Consider the following 14,663-nt stretch of genomic DNA (forward strand, 5'->3'; position numbering starts at 1 on the left):
ATCACCATGATCCGGGTCCAGCAGGTCAGCCACGCCGACGCCCACCGCGCCATCCACGCGGTGCGCCAGCGCGTGTTCGTGCAGGAACAGGGCATCGCCGCCGAACTGGAGCGCGATGCGCTGGACCCGGTCAGTGCCCATGTGCTGGCCGTCGATGACGGCGGGCAGCCGGTCGGGACCGGCCGGCTGGCCCCGGACGGGCGCATCGGCCGCATGGCAGTGCTGGCCAGCCATCGCAGCCAGGGCATCGGTGAGGCGCTGCTGGAGGCCCTGGTCCAGGCTGGACGCCAGCTGGGCCTGGCCGAGCTGCACCTGCATGCCCAGTTGCCCGCCCGCGACTTCTATGCCCGCCTGGGCTTCCTGCCCGAGGGCGAGGTGTTCGAGGAGGCCGGCATCGGCCACCAGCAGATGCGGCGACGGCTGGGGTCGCCCAGTGTCATCGACACGCGCGCCGAGGCGGTGGCGATCACCACCGCCATCCTCCACCGCGCCCGCCGCCACGTGTGGCTGCACAGCCGCCAGCTCGACCCGGGCCTGCTCGACGCAGCGCCGGTGCAGGCGGCCCTGCGCCGCTTCGTCACCGCCCGCCACGACAAGCAGCTGCGGGTGATCGTGCATGACGCGGCGGCGATCGCCAGCGCCGGTGCGCCCCTGCTGGCGCTGTTCCAGCGCCTGCCCAGTGTGATCCAGTTCCGCGAAGTCGCCGACCCGATCGACCGCGCCCTGGCCTCGGCCTGCCTGCTCAACGATGCGGGGGACTTCTACTTTCGTCTGATCGGGCATCGCCTCGACGGCGAAGCGGCGATCGCACAACCGGCACGTTCGCAGCCGTTCGCGCAGCAATTGCAGCGCGTCTGGGACCGTTCGCGCGAATGCAGCGAATTGCGCGCGCTCGGCATCTGACCGCCGCCGCGCCGCCCAACCTGTCTGGGAACGACACCGGGGGCCGCCGCATGCCCGCCGCGCTGCCCCTTCCTGTCCGGATGGGGGTACAATTTGGCCGTTTGAACGCGCCCGTGCATGGCTATTCATCTTCCTGCCGGGTCCTTCTGAAGCCATACCCCACAAAGCGAATCAGCACCCTCCATCGTGGACAATCAACTGAAGCAGTTTGCGCAATCTTCGCAACTCGCCGGCGGCAACGCCTCCTATGTCGAGGACCTGTACGAGCAGTACCTGGTCTCCCCGGATAGTGTCGATCCCAAATGGAAAACCTACTTCGACGGCTTCAAGGGCCGTGAAGCAGGCGACATCCCGCACTCGGCCGTCATCTCCCACATTGCGGACGCGGCCAAGGATGCGCTGAAAGCCGGCACCGGTACGGGTGCGGGCGACGAGCGTGAGCGCAATGTCGGTCGTCTGATCACCGCCTACCGTTCGCGCGGTCACCTCGACGCCCGCCTGGACCCGCTGGGTCTGGCCGCTCCGGTGAACACCCCGGACCTGGGCCTGCCCTTCCACAGCCTGTCCGATGCCGACCTCAACACGGAGTTCAGCACCGGTGGCGTGGGCGGCCAGCCGCGCATGAAGCTGCGCGACCTGCTGGCGCGCCTGAAGGCGACCTACACCGGCTCGATCGGTGCGGAGTTCATGCACATCTCCGAGGTCGAGCAGCGCCAGTGGATCTACAAGAAGCTGGAACTGGCCGGTGGCAACTACCAGCTGGACGCTGACACCCAGCGCCGCACCCTCGAGCGCCTCACCGCCGCCGAAGGCCTGGAGCGCTACCTGCACACCAAGTACGTCGGCCAGAAGCGCTTCTCGCTGGAAGGCGGCGACTCGCTGATCCCGATGATGGACACCATCATCCGCAGCGCCGGCAAGGATGGCGTCAAGGACGTGGTGATCGGCATGGCCCACCGTGGCCGCCTGAACGTGCTGGTCAACACCCTGGGCAAGAACCCGCGCAAGCTGTTCGACGAATTCGAAGGCAAGTTCGAGCACGACGAGCATGCCTCGGCCGGCGACGTGAAGTACCACATGGGCTTCTCGGCCGACGTCGCCACCGACGGTGGCCCGGTCCATCTGGCGCTGGCGTTCAACCCGTCGCACCTGGAAATCGCCGATCCGGTGGTGGCCGGTTCCGTGCGTTCGCGCCAGGAGCGCCGCAAGGACACCGCGCGCAAGCAGGTGATGCCGATCCTGATCCACGGCGACGCGGCCTTCTCCGGCCAGGGCGTGGTCATGGAGCTGTTCCAGATGTCGCAGGCCCGCGGCTTCGCCGTCGGCGGCACCGTGCACATCGTGGTCAACAACCAGGTCGGTTTCACCACCTCCAACCCGCTGGATACGCGTTCCACGCGCTACGCCACCGACGTGGCGAAGATGATCGCCGCCCCGGTGCTGCACGTGAACGGCGATGATCCCGAAGCGGTGGTGTTCGCCGCACAGCTGGCCTTCGAGTTCCGCCAGACGTTCGCCAAGGACGTGGTCATCGACCTGATGTGCTACCGCCGCTGGGGCCACAACGAGGCCGACGAACCGGCGATCACCCAGCCGCTGATGTACCAGGTGATCCGCAAGCACGCCACCACCCGCGAGATGTACGCCGAGCAGCTGGAAAAGGCCGGCGTGATCGCCGCCGGCGCCGGCAAGGCGATGGTCGATGCCTACCGCGAGAAGCTGGATGCCGGTGAAGTGACCACCGAGCTGGCCAAGGTCGAGAAGACCCCGCCGAGCAGCCCGCTGTTCGTCGACTGGCCGAAGCTGCTGGAAGGCAAGCTGTCCGATCCGGTGTCGACCCAGGTCGACAAGAGCCGCCTGGTCGAGCTGGCCAAGCTGATCAACACCATTCCGGAAGAAGTGCAGCTGCACTCGCGCGTGGCCAAGGTCTACGACGACCGCCGCAAGATGGCCGCCGGCGAGATCCCGGGCGACTGGGGCTTTGCCGAGAACCTGGCCTACGCCACCCTGCTCGACGAAGGCAATGCACTGCGCCTGGTCGGCCAGGACGTGGGCCGCGGTACGTTCACCCATCGCCACGCGATCCTGCACGACCAGAAGACCGACAACTACTACATGCCGCTGCGGCAGCTGGTGGATTCGCCGGAAAAGGCCACCGTCATCGATTCGCTGCTGAGCGAAGAAGCGGTGATGGCCTACGAGTACGGCTTCTCCACCACCGATCCGAACACCCTGTGCATCTGGGAAGGCCAGTTCGGCGACTTCGCCAACGGCGCCCAGGTGGTGATCGACCAGTTCATCGCCGCCGGCGAAGCCAAGTGGGGCCGTATTTCCGGCCTGACCCTGCTGCTGCCGCACGGCTATGAAGGCCAGGGTCCGGAACACAGCTCGGCGCGCCTGGAGCGCTTCCTGCAGCTGTGCGCGCTGGAGAACATGCTGGTGGTGGTGCCGTCGACCCCGGCGCAGGCGTTCCACATGCTGCGCCGCCAGCAGCACCTGACCACCCGCAAGCCGCTGGTGGTGATGTCGCCCAAGTCGCTGCTGCGCCACAAGCTGGCCGTGTCGACCCTGGACGAGCTGGCCAACGGCGAGTTCCAGCACCTGATCGGCGATGCCACTGCCGATGCCAAGAAGGTCAAGCGCGTGGTGCTGTGCTCGGGCAAGGTCTACTACGACCTGCTGGAAGACCAGACCAAGCGTGGCCAGGACGACGTGGCGATCATCCGCGTGGAGCAGCTGTATCCGTTCCCGCGTGCGCTGCTGGCTGCCGAACTGAAGAAGTACGGCAAGGCCACCGACGTGGTGTGGACGCAGGAAGAACCGCAGAACCAGGGCGCGTGGTACCAGATCCGCCACCACCTGCAGTTCTGCCTGGCCGATGGCCAGAACCTGCACTACGCCGGTCGCGCACGTTCGGCTTCGCCGGCTGCCGGTCACATGGCTGACCACGTCCGCGAACAGCAGCAGCTGGTCGCCGACGCGCTGGTCAACCCGTTCAACGACTCGTTCGCTGAATAACTCTCCCCCTATTTAGAAGACAAACCAGGAAGCTCCCGCATGGCCACCGAAGTCAAAGCCCCGGTACTGCCCGAATCCGTCGCCGACGGCACCATCGCCACCTGGCACAAGAAGGTGGGCGACGCCGTCAAGCGCGACGAAAACCTGCTTGACCTGGAAACCGACAAGGTCGTCCTGGAAGTGCCGTCGCCGGTCGATGGCGTGATCAAGGAAATCAAGTTCAAGGAAGGCGACACCGTCACCTCCAGCCAGGTCGTGGCGATCATCGAGGAAGGCGCCGTGGCCGCCGCCCCGGCTCCGGCCGCTGAAGCCGCTGCTCCGGCCCCCGCTGCCGCGCCGGCCGCTGCTGCTCCGGCTGCCGCTGCCGCGCCGGCCCCGGCTGCCAAGTCGGCCGCCGACACCCTGCCGCCGGGCGCCCGCTTCACCGCCATCACCGAGGGCGTGAACCCGGCCGATGTCGACGGCACCGGCCGTCGCGGCGCGGTCACCAAGGAAGACATCGTCAACTTCGCCCGCAACGGCGGCGCCGGCAAGGCCGGTGGCGCACGTCCGGAAGAACGCGTGCCGATGACCCGCATCCGCAAGCGCATCGCCGAGCGCCTGATGGAGTCGAAGAACTCCACCGCCATGCTGACCACCTTCAACGAAGTCGACCTGTCCAAGGTGTCGGCGGCGCGCAAGGAACTGCAGGACGAGTTCGTCAAGGCCCATGGCATCAAGCTCGGCTTCATGAGCTTCTTCGTGAAGGCCGCCGCCAACGCGCTGCAGCGCTTCCCGCTGGTCAACGCCTCGATCGACGGCGACGACATCATCTACCACGGCTACTCGGACATCTCGATCGCCGTGTCGACCGAGAAGGGCCTGGTCACGCCGGTGCTGCGCAACGTCGAGCGCATGTCGTTCGCCGACATCGAAAAGACCATCGCCGACTACGCCAAGAAGGCCCGTGACGGCAAGCTGAGCCTGGAAGAGCTGCAGGGCGGCACCTTCACCGTGACCAACGGCGGCACCTTCGGTTCGCTGCTGTCGACCCCGATCATCAACCCGCCGCAGAGCGCCATCCTCGGCATGCACGCCATCAAGGAGCGCCCGATCGCCCAGAACGGCCAGGTCGTGATCGCGCCGATGATGTACCTGGCGCTGTCCTACGACCACCGCATCATCGACGGCAAGGATTCGGTGCAGTTCCTGGTGGACATCAAGAACCAGCTGGAAAACCCGGGCCGCATGCTGTTCGGTCTGTAAGACCTCCCACCCCTCCGCGTCCGCGCGGAGGGGTTCTGGTAATGCATCAAGGAATAATTCAATGGCTGAACAATTCGACGTCGTCGTCATCGGTGCCGGCCCGGCCGGTTACCACGCTGCCATCCGCGCCGCCCAGCTGGGCCTGAAGACCGCCTGCATCGACGCAGCGCTGGGCAAGGACGGCAAGCCGGCGCTGGGCGGCACCTGCCTGCGCGTAGGCTGCATCCCCTCCAAGGCGCTGCTGGATTCCTCGCGCCAGTTCTGGAACATGGGCCACATCTTTGGCGACCACGGCATCAGCTTCAAGGATGCCAAGATCGACGTCGAAGCGATGGTTGGCCGCAAGGACAAGATCGTCAAGCAGTTCACCGGCGGCATCGCCATGCTGTTCAAGGCCAACAAGGTCGCCACCTACTACGGTTTCGGTGAACTGCAGCCGGGCAACGTGGTCAAGGTGAAGCAGCACGACGGTTCGGAAGTCGAGCTGAAGGGCACCAACGTCATCATCGCCGCCGGTTCGGATTCGATCGAGCTGCCGTTCGCCAAGTTCGACGGCGAAACCATCGTCGACAACGTCGGCGGCCTGGACTTCACCGAAGTGCCGAACCGCCTGGCGGTGATCGGCGCCGGCGTGATCGGCCTGGAACTGGGCAGCGTGTGGAAGCGCCTGGGCGCTGAAGTGACCATCCTGGAAGCACTGCCGGAGTTCCTGGCCGTGGCCGACGCCGAAGTGGCCAAGACCGCTGCCAAGGAATTCAAGAAGCAGGGCCTGGACATCCGCCTGGGCGCCAAGGTCTCCAAGACCGAGATCACCGGCAAGGGCAAGAAGAAGGAAGTCGTTGTCACCTATACCGACAGCGAAGGCGAAAAGACCCTGACCGTGGACAAGCTGCTGGTGGCCGTCGGCCGTCGCGCCGCCACCAAGGGCCTGCTGGCCGAAGGCACCGGCGTGAAGGTCAACGAGCGTGGCCAGATCGAAGTCGACGCGCACTGCCACACCGGCGTCGATGGCGTGTGGGCGGTCGGTGACTGCGTGCGCGGCCCGATGCTGGCGCACAAGGGCTTCGAGGAAGGCATCGCGGTGGCCGAACTGATCGCCGGCCTGCCGGGCCACGTCAACTTCGACACCATCCCGTGGGTCATCTACACCGAGCCGGAACTGGCGTGGGTCGGCAAGACCGAGGCCCAGCTGAAGGCCGAGGGCATTCCGTACAAGGCCGGCAGCTTCCCGTTCGCCGCCAACGGTCGCGCCGTGGCGATGATCGAGCCGGCAGGCTTCGTGAAGATCCTGGCCCATGCCGAAACCGATCGCATCCTCGGCATGCACCTGGTCGGCGCCAACGTCTCCGAGCTGGTCCACGAAGGCGTGCTGACCATGGAGTTCAGCGGTTCGGCCGATGACCTGGCCCGCATCTGCCACGCCCACCCGTCGCTGTCGGAAGTGATCCACGACGCGGCGATGGCGGTCAGCAAGCGCGCCATCCACAAGGCGAACTGATCCGGTCGCTGCCGGGCCCGCCTGGCGGACTGGAGCAACGAAAAACCCCGCCCTGGCGGGGTTTTTTGTTGGCTGCCTGCCCTGCAGAAGCTGCCGGGCGTCGGCCGGCGCTACACCGCGCCGGCAGGCTTCTTCGGCGGATCGTCACAGATCCGGTGCTGCACCACCGTCTCGCCAACCCTCCATTCCTTCACCACCCGGCAGTGCTCCTTCGGCGCAGGCGTCTCCGGTGCCTTGGCCTCGGCCTGGCCGGCATCGTGCTGGCGTTCCAGGTAGGCCGAGGGCGGCTGCGTGGCGAACGCCGGTGCCGCCGTCAGCAGCATCAACGCCATGCTGGCAAGCGGCTTCATGCGCTCACCGGCCCCCCGCCGAGCAGGCGCGCCGGCAGCATGAACAGCGCACGCAGGAACGCGAACAGCGCCGAGAAGGTGATGCCGACCAGGCGGAACGGCAGGCTCAGCAGCCAGACCAGCGGCCAGGCGATCAGGGCCAGCAGCGCCAACGGCCAGCACAGCACGAACAGCAGGCACCACACGCCCAGCGCGAACAGGGTCTTCATGACGGTCTCCTTGGGCGGCACCCTGCCGCCTGGAACCACCCTGCCGCCGGGCCCGCCCGGCCGCAAACGGTTTGCGACGAAACCGGGGTGGGGGCGATGAAAGCCCGGGGACAGCCGCCGGGCATGGCCCGGCGCTACCGTGGCGGCGGCGGTGGAGAAGCCGCCGGGCATGGCCCGGCGCTACCGCAACGCCTGCGGCGTTATTCGAACGAACCGACCGAATCGTGGGCCAGGTTGTCGAAACGGGTGTATTCGCCGAAGAACTTCAGCTTGCACGAACCGGTGGGGCCACCACGGTGCTTGCCGATGATGATCTCGGCCAGGCCCTTGTCCGGCGAATTTTCCTTGTTGTAGTAGTCGTCGCGGTAGATGAACACGATCATGTCCGCGTCCTGCTCGATGGCGCCCGATTCGCGCAGGTCGGCCATCACCGGGCGCTTGTCGGTTCGCGTTTCCAGCGACCGGTTGAGCTGCGACAGCGCGATCACCGGCACGTTCAGTTCCTTGGCCAGGCCCTTCAGCGATCGCGAGATCTCGGAGATCTCGGTGGCGCGGTTCTCGCTGTTGCCCGGCACGCTCATCAGCTGCAGGTAGTCGATCACGATCAGGCCCAGGTCGTGCTCGCGCTTCAGGCGGCGGCACTTCGAGCGCAGGATCTCCGGCGACACGCCCGGCGTATCGTCGATGAAGATCTTGGTTTCCTTCAGCATCTTGATCGCGCTGGTGACCCGGCTCCAGTCCTCGTCTTCCAGCTGGCCGGTACGCAGGCGCTGGGCGTTGATGCGGCCGTTGGAGGAAATCAGGCGCATCGCCAGCTGCGATGCGGACATTTCCATCGAGAACACCGCCACGCCCTTCTTCGACTTGATCGCCGCGTACTCGGCGATGTTCAGCGCGAAGGTGGTCTTGCCCATCGCCGGGCGTGCGGCCAGGATGATCAGGTCGGTCGGCTGCAGGCCGGCGGTCATCGCATCGAAATCGGTGTAGCCGGTCGGCAGGCCGGTGATGTTGCCGCCGTTCTCGAAGCGGTTGCGCAGTTCCTCGAAGGCATCCTTCAGCGCGCCCGGCATCGCCACGAAGTCGGTACGTCCGCGGGCGCCCTGCTCGGCAATGGCGAACACGCTCTTTTCCGCGGCCGACAGCAGCTCGCTGCTGTCACGTCCTTCGGGCTGGAAACCATCGTTGACGATGTCGGTGCCGACCTGGATCAGCTGCCGCAGCACCGCCTTGTCGCGCACGATCTCGGCGTAGGCCACGATGTTCGCGGCCGACGGCGTGGTACTGGCCAGTTCGATCAGGTAGGCACCGTCGCCGACCAGCTCCATCCGGCCCTGCGATTCGAACCACTCGCCCAGGGTCACCGCATCGAACGGGCGCTCGCGCTCGGACAGCTCGCGGATCGCGCGGTAGATCATCTGGTGGTCACGGCGGTAGAAGTCGCCCTCGGTCAACTGGTCGTTGACCCGGTCGTAGGCTTCCGGGGCCAGCATCAGGCCCCCCAGCACCGCCTGTTCGGCTTCCACCGAGTGCGGCGGCACCCGCAGCTGGTCGATACGCGATTCATCGCGATCGCGATCGCGTTCGAAGCCATCGCCGCGCTCTCTGCGGTTGGAACGGAAGCCGGGACGGGCGGACATGCTGCGGTGTTTCCTGCTGAAGGGGCCAGACGAGTGTAGGCATGCGCCGACCCTCGCGACCATGGACAACCCTGTGGATAAGCCGTGGAAGAACGGGGGATATCCGCCGGGGCATGACCAGACTGGCACGGAGGCGTCGCATCACCTGCGACGGGCGCCAGTGCGACGCCCGCAGCCGACCATTATCGCAGAAGGGTGACAGCGCCGCAGGCGTCGTCAATCGCCCTTGGCGTGTACGCCAATCAGGGTCAGGAACCTGTCCACATAGCCCTGCAGGAAGTCGCGGGTGCCGTCGTTGTGGATCGTGCCGTCGGCATCGATCAGGCCCTCCTTGAAATGGATGAACGCCTCCGGCTGGCCCAGCACGTGCATGTCCAGGAAGGCCAGGCTGTTGCGCAGATGCTGCTGGGCCACGGCCGTGCCGATCTGGCCGATGGAGGCGCCGATCACCGCCGCCGGCTTGCCGGCGAACGCGCTGTCGCCGTACGGCCGCGAGCCGATGTCGATGGCATTCTTCAGCACCCCGGGGACCGAACGGTTGTACTCGGGGGTGACGAACAGCACCGCGTCGGCGGCACGCACCTGGTCCTTCAGGCGCGTGCCCTGGGCCGGATAGCTGCCATCGAAATCCTGGTCGTACAGCGGCAGGTCGCCGATCTGCACGTACTGGAAGCGGGCCTTGTCGCCGGCCAGCGTTTCCAGCGCACGCGCCAGCTTGCGGTTGCACGAGTCCTTGCGCAGGCTGCCGACGAACACGGCAATGGTGGGGACGGACATCGGGACATACTCCTCACGGTGCGGGAAACCAAGCCTAGTCGGCCCGGCCTTGTGCACCGGTGAAGGTCAGCCGCGCCCCACGCCCGCCCGGACCTGCCGCCAGTGATCCTGCCAGGCCTGGAACATCAGCACGTTCCACAGGTGCGTGTGCCACTTGCGCTGGCCACCGAGGAACTGCTGCCACAACGGCTGTACCGCCGCCGCCGACAGCACGCCTTCGCGCTCCAGCCGTGCAGGCTGCAACAGCTCATCGGCCCAGGGCCGCAGCTCGCCCTTCAGCCACTCGCTGACCGGCGCACCGAAACCACGCTTGGGGCGATGCACCATCGCCTGCGGTACATAGCGGCCCAGCACGCGCTTGAGCAGTACCTTGCTGGTCGACTCACTGCGCTTGAAGCCCAGCGGCAGCGACCAGGCAAACTCGGCCACGCGCCAGTCCAGCAGCGGCGCGCGAGCTTCCAGGCTGACCGCCATCGAGGTGCGGTCGACCTTGCACAGCAGGTCATCGGGCAGGTAACTGACGAAGTCGGCCAGCATCATCGCGTCGGCCGGGGTTCCCGCACCATGCAGCGGATCGGCCAGGTCGTAGAAGCTCCCGGCCTCGCGCGCTCCGGGTACCGCGGCGGCCGGATCGCGCCAGCGCGAAATGCGGTTGCGATACACGTCGCCGATGCCGCGCGCGCCGGTTTCGGCCAGCAGTGCAGCCAGGCCACCGGTGCGCGACGCCTCGCCCTGCTGATGCGCACGCGCGCCCATCCAGCGCCGCAACGGTGCCGGCACCCGCCCCAGCATCTGCCAGTTGCGCAGCGCACGCACATAGCGCGTGTAGCCGAAGAACAGCTCATCACCGCCATCGCCGGACAACGCCACCGTCACGCCCTGCCGGGCCAGCCGCGCGACCAGCGCGGTCGGCACCTGCGAGGCGTCGGCGAAAGGCTCATCGAACATCGTTGGCAGCTGCGGCACCACCGCCAATGCATCGGCGCCGCTGACATACAGCTCGGTGTGGTCGCAGCCCAGGTGCGTGGCCAGTTCACGGGCCAGCGGGGCTTCGTCGTGGTGGGAGCCGCTGAAGCCGATGCTGAAACTGTGCACCGGCTGCGCGCTCTGCGCCTGCATCAGTGCCGCCACCAGTGACGAGTCGGTGCCGCCGGACAGGAACACACCTACCGGCACGTCGGCCACCATGCGCAGCGCCACCGCATCGCGCAGCAGGCCATCAAGCTGCTCCTCGGCCTCCTCGATACGGCCCTGGAACGGCGTGGCCAGCGCGGCCTGCATGCGCGCGCGCGCATCCCAGTAGGGCCGCTGCGCCTGTTCCGGGCGATGCGCGCTCGCGCCGGCCGCCACCGCCGCGGCATCCAGCCGCAGCACGCGCCCGGGCATCAGCTTGTAGCAGCGCTGGTGGATGCTGTGTGGCGCGGGAATATAGTCCAGCCGCAGCAGCAGGGTCAGTGCGTCGCGATCGATGTCGTTGTCGAACGCCGGGTGCTGCCACAGCGCCTTCAGCTCCGAACCGAACACCAGCGTGTCACCGGCCCAGCCGTAGTACAGCGGCTTCTTGCCGACCCGGTCGCGGGCCAGCCACAGGCAGTGCTGCTGGCGATCCCACAGCGCGATGGCGAACATGCCGTTGGCACGCTGCAGGGTCTCCTCGACGCCCCACTGCAGGAACGCAGCCAGCAGCACCTCGGTATCGGAATGGCCACGGAACGCATGCCCCAGCGGCTCCAGTTCGGCACGCAGCGCCGCGAAGTTGTACACCTCGCCGTTGTAGGCCATCACGTAACGGCCATCCGCCGATGCCATCGGCTGGTGGCCCAGCGGCGACAGGTCGAGGATGCTCAGGCGCCGGTGCGCCAGCGCGATGCCGGCAGCCGCATCGACCCAGGTTCCGCCATCATCCGGCCCGCGGTGGTGCAGCGCCTGGCCCATGGCCAGCGCCTGCGCCTGCAGGACCTCGGCCGGCGTCTGCGCCGCCGGCAACAACATACCTGCCAATCCACACATGCATCAGGGTTCCTGCGCCAGGTCGAGGGCGGCGCCAATCACCGCATTGTCGCTTGGAAGCCCGAACATTGCTGCCCCTGCCAACGGTGTGTAGGTATCGGCACCACAGACCCGGCGCAATGGCAGATGGCCGTGGCCGGCCTCGACCAGCGCGGTGACCACGCCCTCGCCCACCCCACCGCTGCGGCGCCCCTCGTCCAGCACCAGCACCCGTTGCGCGGTGGCGGCCTGGGCCGCGATGAAACCGCTATCCAGCGGCACCAGCCAGCGCAGGTCGACCACGCGTACCTGCCAGCCCAGCTGCTGCTCGATGCCGACCGCCGCGCGCAGTGCCATCGGCACCCCGTTGCCGTAGGTGAAGATGACCAGGTCGCCCGCGTCGGGCGCATACACCCTGCCCTCGCCCAGCACCAGCGCCTGCCCTGGAGGCGGGTAGTCGAACAGCCACTGGCCATCCCCGGATGCGTGCAGATCCTTGGTCATGTACAGGGCGATGGGCTCCAGGAACACCGCCACGCGACCATCCACCCGGGCCAGCGCCGCCAGGGTGCGCAGCATCATCACCGCATCGTCGCCGCGCGACGGGCAGCCGACCACCAGTCCGGGGATGTCACGCAGCGCAGTGATCGAGTTGTCGTTGTGGAAGTGGCCGCCGAAGCCCTTCTGGTACCCGAGCCCGGCCACCCGCACCAGCATCGGGTTGCGGAACTGGTCGTTGGAGAAGAACTGCAGCGAACAGGCCTCGCCGCGCAGCTGGTCGATGGCATTGTGCAGGTACGCCAGGTACTGGATTTCCGGAATCGGCAGCAGCCCCAGGTTGGCCAGGCCTTGCGCCATGCCCAGGATCATCGTCTCGTCCAGCAGGGTGTTGAACACCCGGCGCGGCCCGAACCGGCGCAGCAGATCCCTGGTGACCGTGTACACGCCGCCCTTCTGCGCCACGTCCTCGCCGAACAGCAGGGCCTGCGGGTACTTGCCCAGCAGTTCCTGCAGGGCGTGGTTGATCTGTACCGCCAGATGCCGCGGCGGTTGCCGTTCCGGCAGCGCATCGGCACCGCCATACAGCGCCTGGCGCGCATCGGCCGCAGCGATGCGCTCGGCTTCGGCCTGCACCGCTGCCGGCGTGTACGGGGCCAGCGGCGTGGTGACTTCCTGCAGCGTCTGCAGCTTCGGCCGCGCATCGGCGGCGGCGGCGGCGGCCATGCAGCGCGCGCGCAGGTCCTCGTAGGCCGCTTCGATCATCGCCGCGTCCATCCAGCCCGACTCCAGCGCGATCTGCGCCGAGCGCAGCAACGGGTCCTGTGCCTCGGCTGCGCACAGCTCGGCCAGGGCCCGCCATTCCACTTCGAAATCGGTACCGGCGTGCCCCATCAACCGCGTGGTGCGCAGGTGCAGGAAGGTCGGCCGGCGCAGGCGCCGGCAGTGTTCCACCGCGGCCTGCACCTGCGCGTGGCCGGCCGCCAGGTCCAGGCCGTCGGCATGGAAATAGTCCAGGCCCGGCTGGCGGCTGAAGCGTTCGGCGATCCAGCCATCGGGGGTCTTCACCGAAATGCCAAGGCCGTTGTCCTCGCAGACGAACAGGATCGGCACCGGCAGCTTCTGGTAGGCCGACCACATCGCGGTATTGAACGCGGTCTGGGCGGTGGCATGGTTGGCCGAGGCGTCGCCGAAGGAACACAGCACGATGCTGTCCGCAGGTATGGGCAGGGGCTGGCTCAGGCGCCGACCACTCTCGATGGCCAGCGCAGTGCCTACCGCCTTGGGCAGGTGCGAAGCGATCGTCGAGGTCTGCGGCAGCACCCACAGCGGCTTGCTGCCCCACACCTTGTGCCGGCCACCACTGGCCGGGTCGTCGGCACTGGCGGCGAAGGACAGGGCAGCATCGCGCACCGGATCCATGCCGGGCACCTGCCGCGCCCGTTCGGCCATGAAGGCGCCGGAACGATAATGCAGGAAGGCCGGGTCGGTATGCCGGCACGCGCGCGCCAGCAGCGCGTTGCCTTCGTGGCCTGACGAGCCGATGGTGTAGAAGACCTTGTTCTGTACGCGCAGCACGCGCGCCATCAGGTCGAGCTGGCGGCTGGCCAGTTGCGATTCGAACAGCTCGCCAAAGGCCGCCGCGGTCAGCGTGCTGCCCGGCAGGATCGGCGCTTCCGGTGCCGGCCGCGGCCGCGGCAGCCCGCACCAGCTGCGTATCGCCTCAAGGAAGTTGGCGTCGCACACCTCGGCACGGTTGAGCGCACGCATCCGTGCGGGAATGGGATCGGGAACCACAGCGAACATCGAACACCCTCCGTGTCGTTGTTGCATTCGGCCGGGCACGCCCCGGCGCTACCCTGCGCGATTCACGCGGCCTCGAAGCGCGTGCGCACCTCGGCGGTCACCGCCGGCATCGGCAGAAAGCGGGGTTGCTCCCGCACGCGCTGCAACCAGCCACGCACCTCCGGGAAGGGGTCCAGGCGGATGCCGCCCTCGCCTGCCACATCGGTATAGGCAAACAGCGCGATGTCGGCGATGCCGTAGCCACTGCCGGTGAACCAAGGCGCTTGGCGCAGGTGCTGCTCCATCACGGCCAGCGCACTGGCGGCACGTTCGTGCAGGCGTGGCAGTTCGGCGCGGCGCGGCGAATCGGCAGGGGTCCAGCCGCGGATGAAGCGGGCCACCGCCACGCAGGGCTCATGCGTGTACTGCTCGAAGAACATCCAGCTCAACGCCTGCGCGCGCTCCCAGCCATCGGCCGGCAGGTACGGCGTGCCTTCGGCCAGCCAGAACAGGATCGCATTGGATTCGGTCAGCACCCGGCCATCGTCGCGCACGATCAGCGGGACCTTGGCATTGGGGTTGAGCGCCAGGAATTCGGGGGTGTGGGTCTGGCCATGCGCACTGTCCACCTCCACCCAGCGATAACGGCTGCCAAGCTGCTCCAGCAGCAGCCGCACCTTGTGGCAATTGCCCGAGACCGACATGCCGTGCACCGTCAGCGCGATCCGCTCTTCCGTCATTGCCTGCTCCCGAT

11 protein-coding genes are annotated in these 14,663 nt (G+C 67.5%); 4 read left to right on the top strand and 7 right to left on the bottom strand.

Annotation, left to right across the window (positions count from 1 at the left end; all coding sequences use genetic code 11):
* The first annotated feature begins 6 nt into the window (after positions 1-6).
* The 4 genes from Q5Z10_RS14015 to lpdA all read left to right on the top strand — a co-directional run bounded on the left by Q5Z10_RS14015 (position 7) and on the right by lpdA (position 6,664).
* Complete coding sequence (locus Q5Z10_RS14015) at positions 7-903, top strand: GNAT family N-acetyltransferase (protein ID WP_303636025.1); 897 nt, start codon at positions 7-9, stop codon at positions 901-903.
* A gap of 186 nt (positions 904-1,089) precedes the next feature.
* Complete coding sequence (locus Q5Z10_RS14020) at positions 1,090-3,921, top strand: 2-oxoglutarate dehydrogenase E1 component (protein WP_303636026.1); 2,832 nt, start codon at positions 1,090-1,092, stop codon at positions 3,919-3,921.
* 39 nt (positions 3,922-3,960) lie between these two features.
* Complete coding sequence (gene sucB, locus Q5Z10_RS14025) at positions 3,961-5,166, top strand: dihydrolipoyllysine-residue succinyltransferase (protein WP_303636027.1); 1,206 nt, start codon at positions 3,961-3,963, stop codon at positions 5,164-5,166.
* 61 nt (positions 5,167-5,227) lie between these two features.
* Positions 5,228-6,664, top strand: coding sequence for a dihydrolipoyl dehydrogenase (gene lpdA / locus Q5Z10_RS14030; protein WP_303636028.1), 1,437 nt, complete (start codon positions 5,228-5,230; stop codon positions 6,662-6,664).
* Between the two features lie 110 nt (positions 6,665-6,774).
* On the opposite strand, the gene Q5Z10_RS14035 is transcribed toward lpdA, so the two are convergent.
* From Q5Z10_RS14035 to Q5Z10_RS14065, 7 genes are all read right to left on the bottom strand, one after another.
* Positions 6,775-7,014 (bottom strand): hypothetical protein, encoded by a 240-nt coding sequence (locus Q5Z10_RS14035; protein ID WP_303636029.1) that lies wholly within the window; start codon positions 7,012-7,014, stop codon positions 6,775-6,777.
* Positions 7,011-7,223 (bottom strand): hypothetical protein, encoded by a 213-nt coding sequence (locus Q5Z10_RS14040; protein ID WP_303636030.1) that lies wholly within the window; start codon positions 7,221-7,223, stop codon positions 7,011-7,013. The genes Q5Z10_RS14035 and Q5Z10_RS14040 overlap by 4 nt, the downstream gene beginning before the upstream one ends.
* Before the next feature lie 200 nt (positions 7,224-7,423).
* A complete protein-coding gene (locus Q5Z10_RS14045) occupies positions 7,424-8,860 on the bottom strand; it encodes a replicative DNA helicase (RefSeq protein WP_303636031.1) in 1,437 nt (478 codons plus the stop codon).
* Between the two features lie 216 nt (positions 8,861-9,076).
* Entirely contained in the window at positions 9,077-9,637 is a 561-nt protein-coding gene (locus Q5Z10_RS14050) for an NADPH-dependent FMN reductase (protein WP_303636032.1), read from the bottom strand.
* A gap of 66 nt (positions 9,638-9,703) precedes the next feature.
* A complete protein-coding gene (asnB, locus tag Q5Z10_RS14055; RefSeq protein ID WP_303636033.1) occupies positions 9,704-11,647 on the bottom strand; it encodes an asparagine synthase (glutamine-hydrolyzing) in 1,944 nt (647 codons plus the stop codon).
* 3 nt (positions 11,648-11,650) lie between these two features.
* On the bottom strand, positions 11,651-13,930 hold the full coding sequence (locus tag Q5Z10_RS14060) for a thiamine pyrophosphate-dependent enzyme (RefSeq protein WP_303636034.1): 2,280 nt from the start codon (positions 13,928-13,930) through the stop codon (positions 11,651-11,653).
* A 62-nt stretch (positions 13,931-13,992) separates the two neighbouring features.
* A complete protein-coding gene (locus Q5Z10_RS14065; protein WP_303636035.1) occupies positions 13,993-14,649 on the bottom strand; it encodes a glutathione S-transferase family protein in 657 nt (218 codons plus the stop codon).
* Between the last annotated feature and the right edge of the window lie 14 nt (positions 14,650-14,663).

This window comes from Stenotrophomonas sp. 704A1, from assembly GCF_030549525.1.
Lineage (GTDB): Bacteria > Pseudomonadota > Gammaproteobacteria > Xanthomonadales > Xanthomonadaceae > Stenotrophomonas > Stenotrophomonas tuberculopleuritidis.

Excerpts from the sequence above, each read along its gene's own strand:
- Q5Z10_RS14015 (WP_303636025.1), top strand. The coding sequence starts at position 7 with ATGATCCGGGTCCAGCAGGTCAGCCACGCCGACGCCCACCGCGCCATC.
- sucB (WP_303636027.1), top strand. The coding sequence starts at position 3,961 with ATGGCCACCGAAGTCAAAGCCCCGGTACTGCCCGAATCCGTCGCCGAC.
- lpdA (WP_303636028.1), top strand. The coding sequence starts at position 5,228 with ATGGCTGAACAATTCGACGTCGTCGTCATCGGTGCCGGCCCGGCCGGT.
- Q5Z10_RS14035 (WP_303636029.1), bottom strand. The coding sequence starts at position 7,014 with ATGAAGCCGCTTGCCAGCATGGCGTTGATGCTGCTGACGGCGGCACCG.
- Q5Z10_RS14040 (WP_303636030.1), bottom strand. The coding sequence starts at position 7,223 with ATGAAGACCCTGTTCGCGCTGGGCGTGTGGTGCCTGCTGTTCGTGCTG.
- Q5Z10_RS14045 (WP_303636031.1), bottom strand. The coding sequence starts at position 8,860 with ATGTCCGCCCGTCCCGGCTTCCGTTCCAACCGCAGAGAGCGCGGCGAT.
- Q5Z10_RS14050 (WP_303636032.1), bottom strand. The coding sequence starts at position 9,637 with ATGTCCGTCCCCACCATTGCCGTGTTCGTCGGCAGCCTGCGCAAGGAC.
- asnB (WP_303636033.1), bottom strand. The coding sequence starts at position 11,647 with ATGTGTGGATTGGCAGGTATGTTGTTGCCGGCGGCGCAGACGCCGGCC.
- Q5Z10_RS14060 (WP_303636034.1), bottom strand. The coding sequence starts at position 13,930 with ATGTTCGCTGTGGTTCCCGATCCCATTCCCGCACGGATGCGTGCGCTC.
- Q5Z10_RS14065 (WP_303636035.1), bottom strand. The coding sequence starts at position 14,649 with ATGACGGAAGAGCGGATCGCGCTGACGGTGCACGGCATGTCGGTCTCG.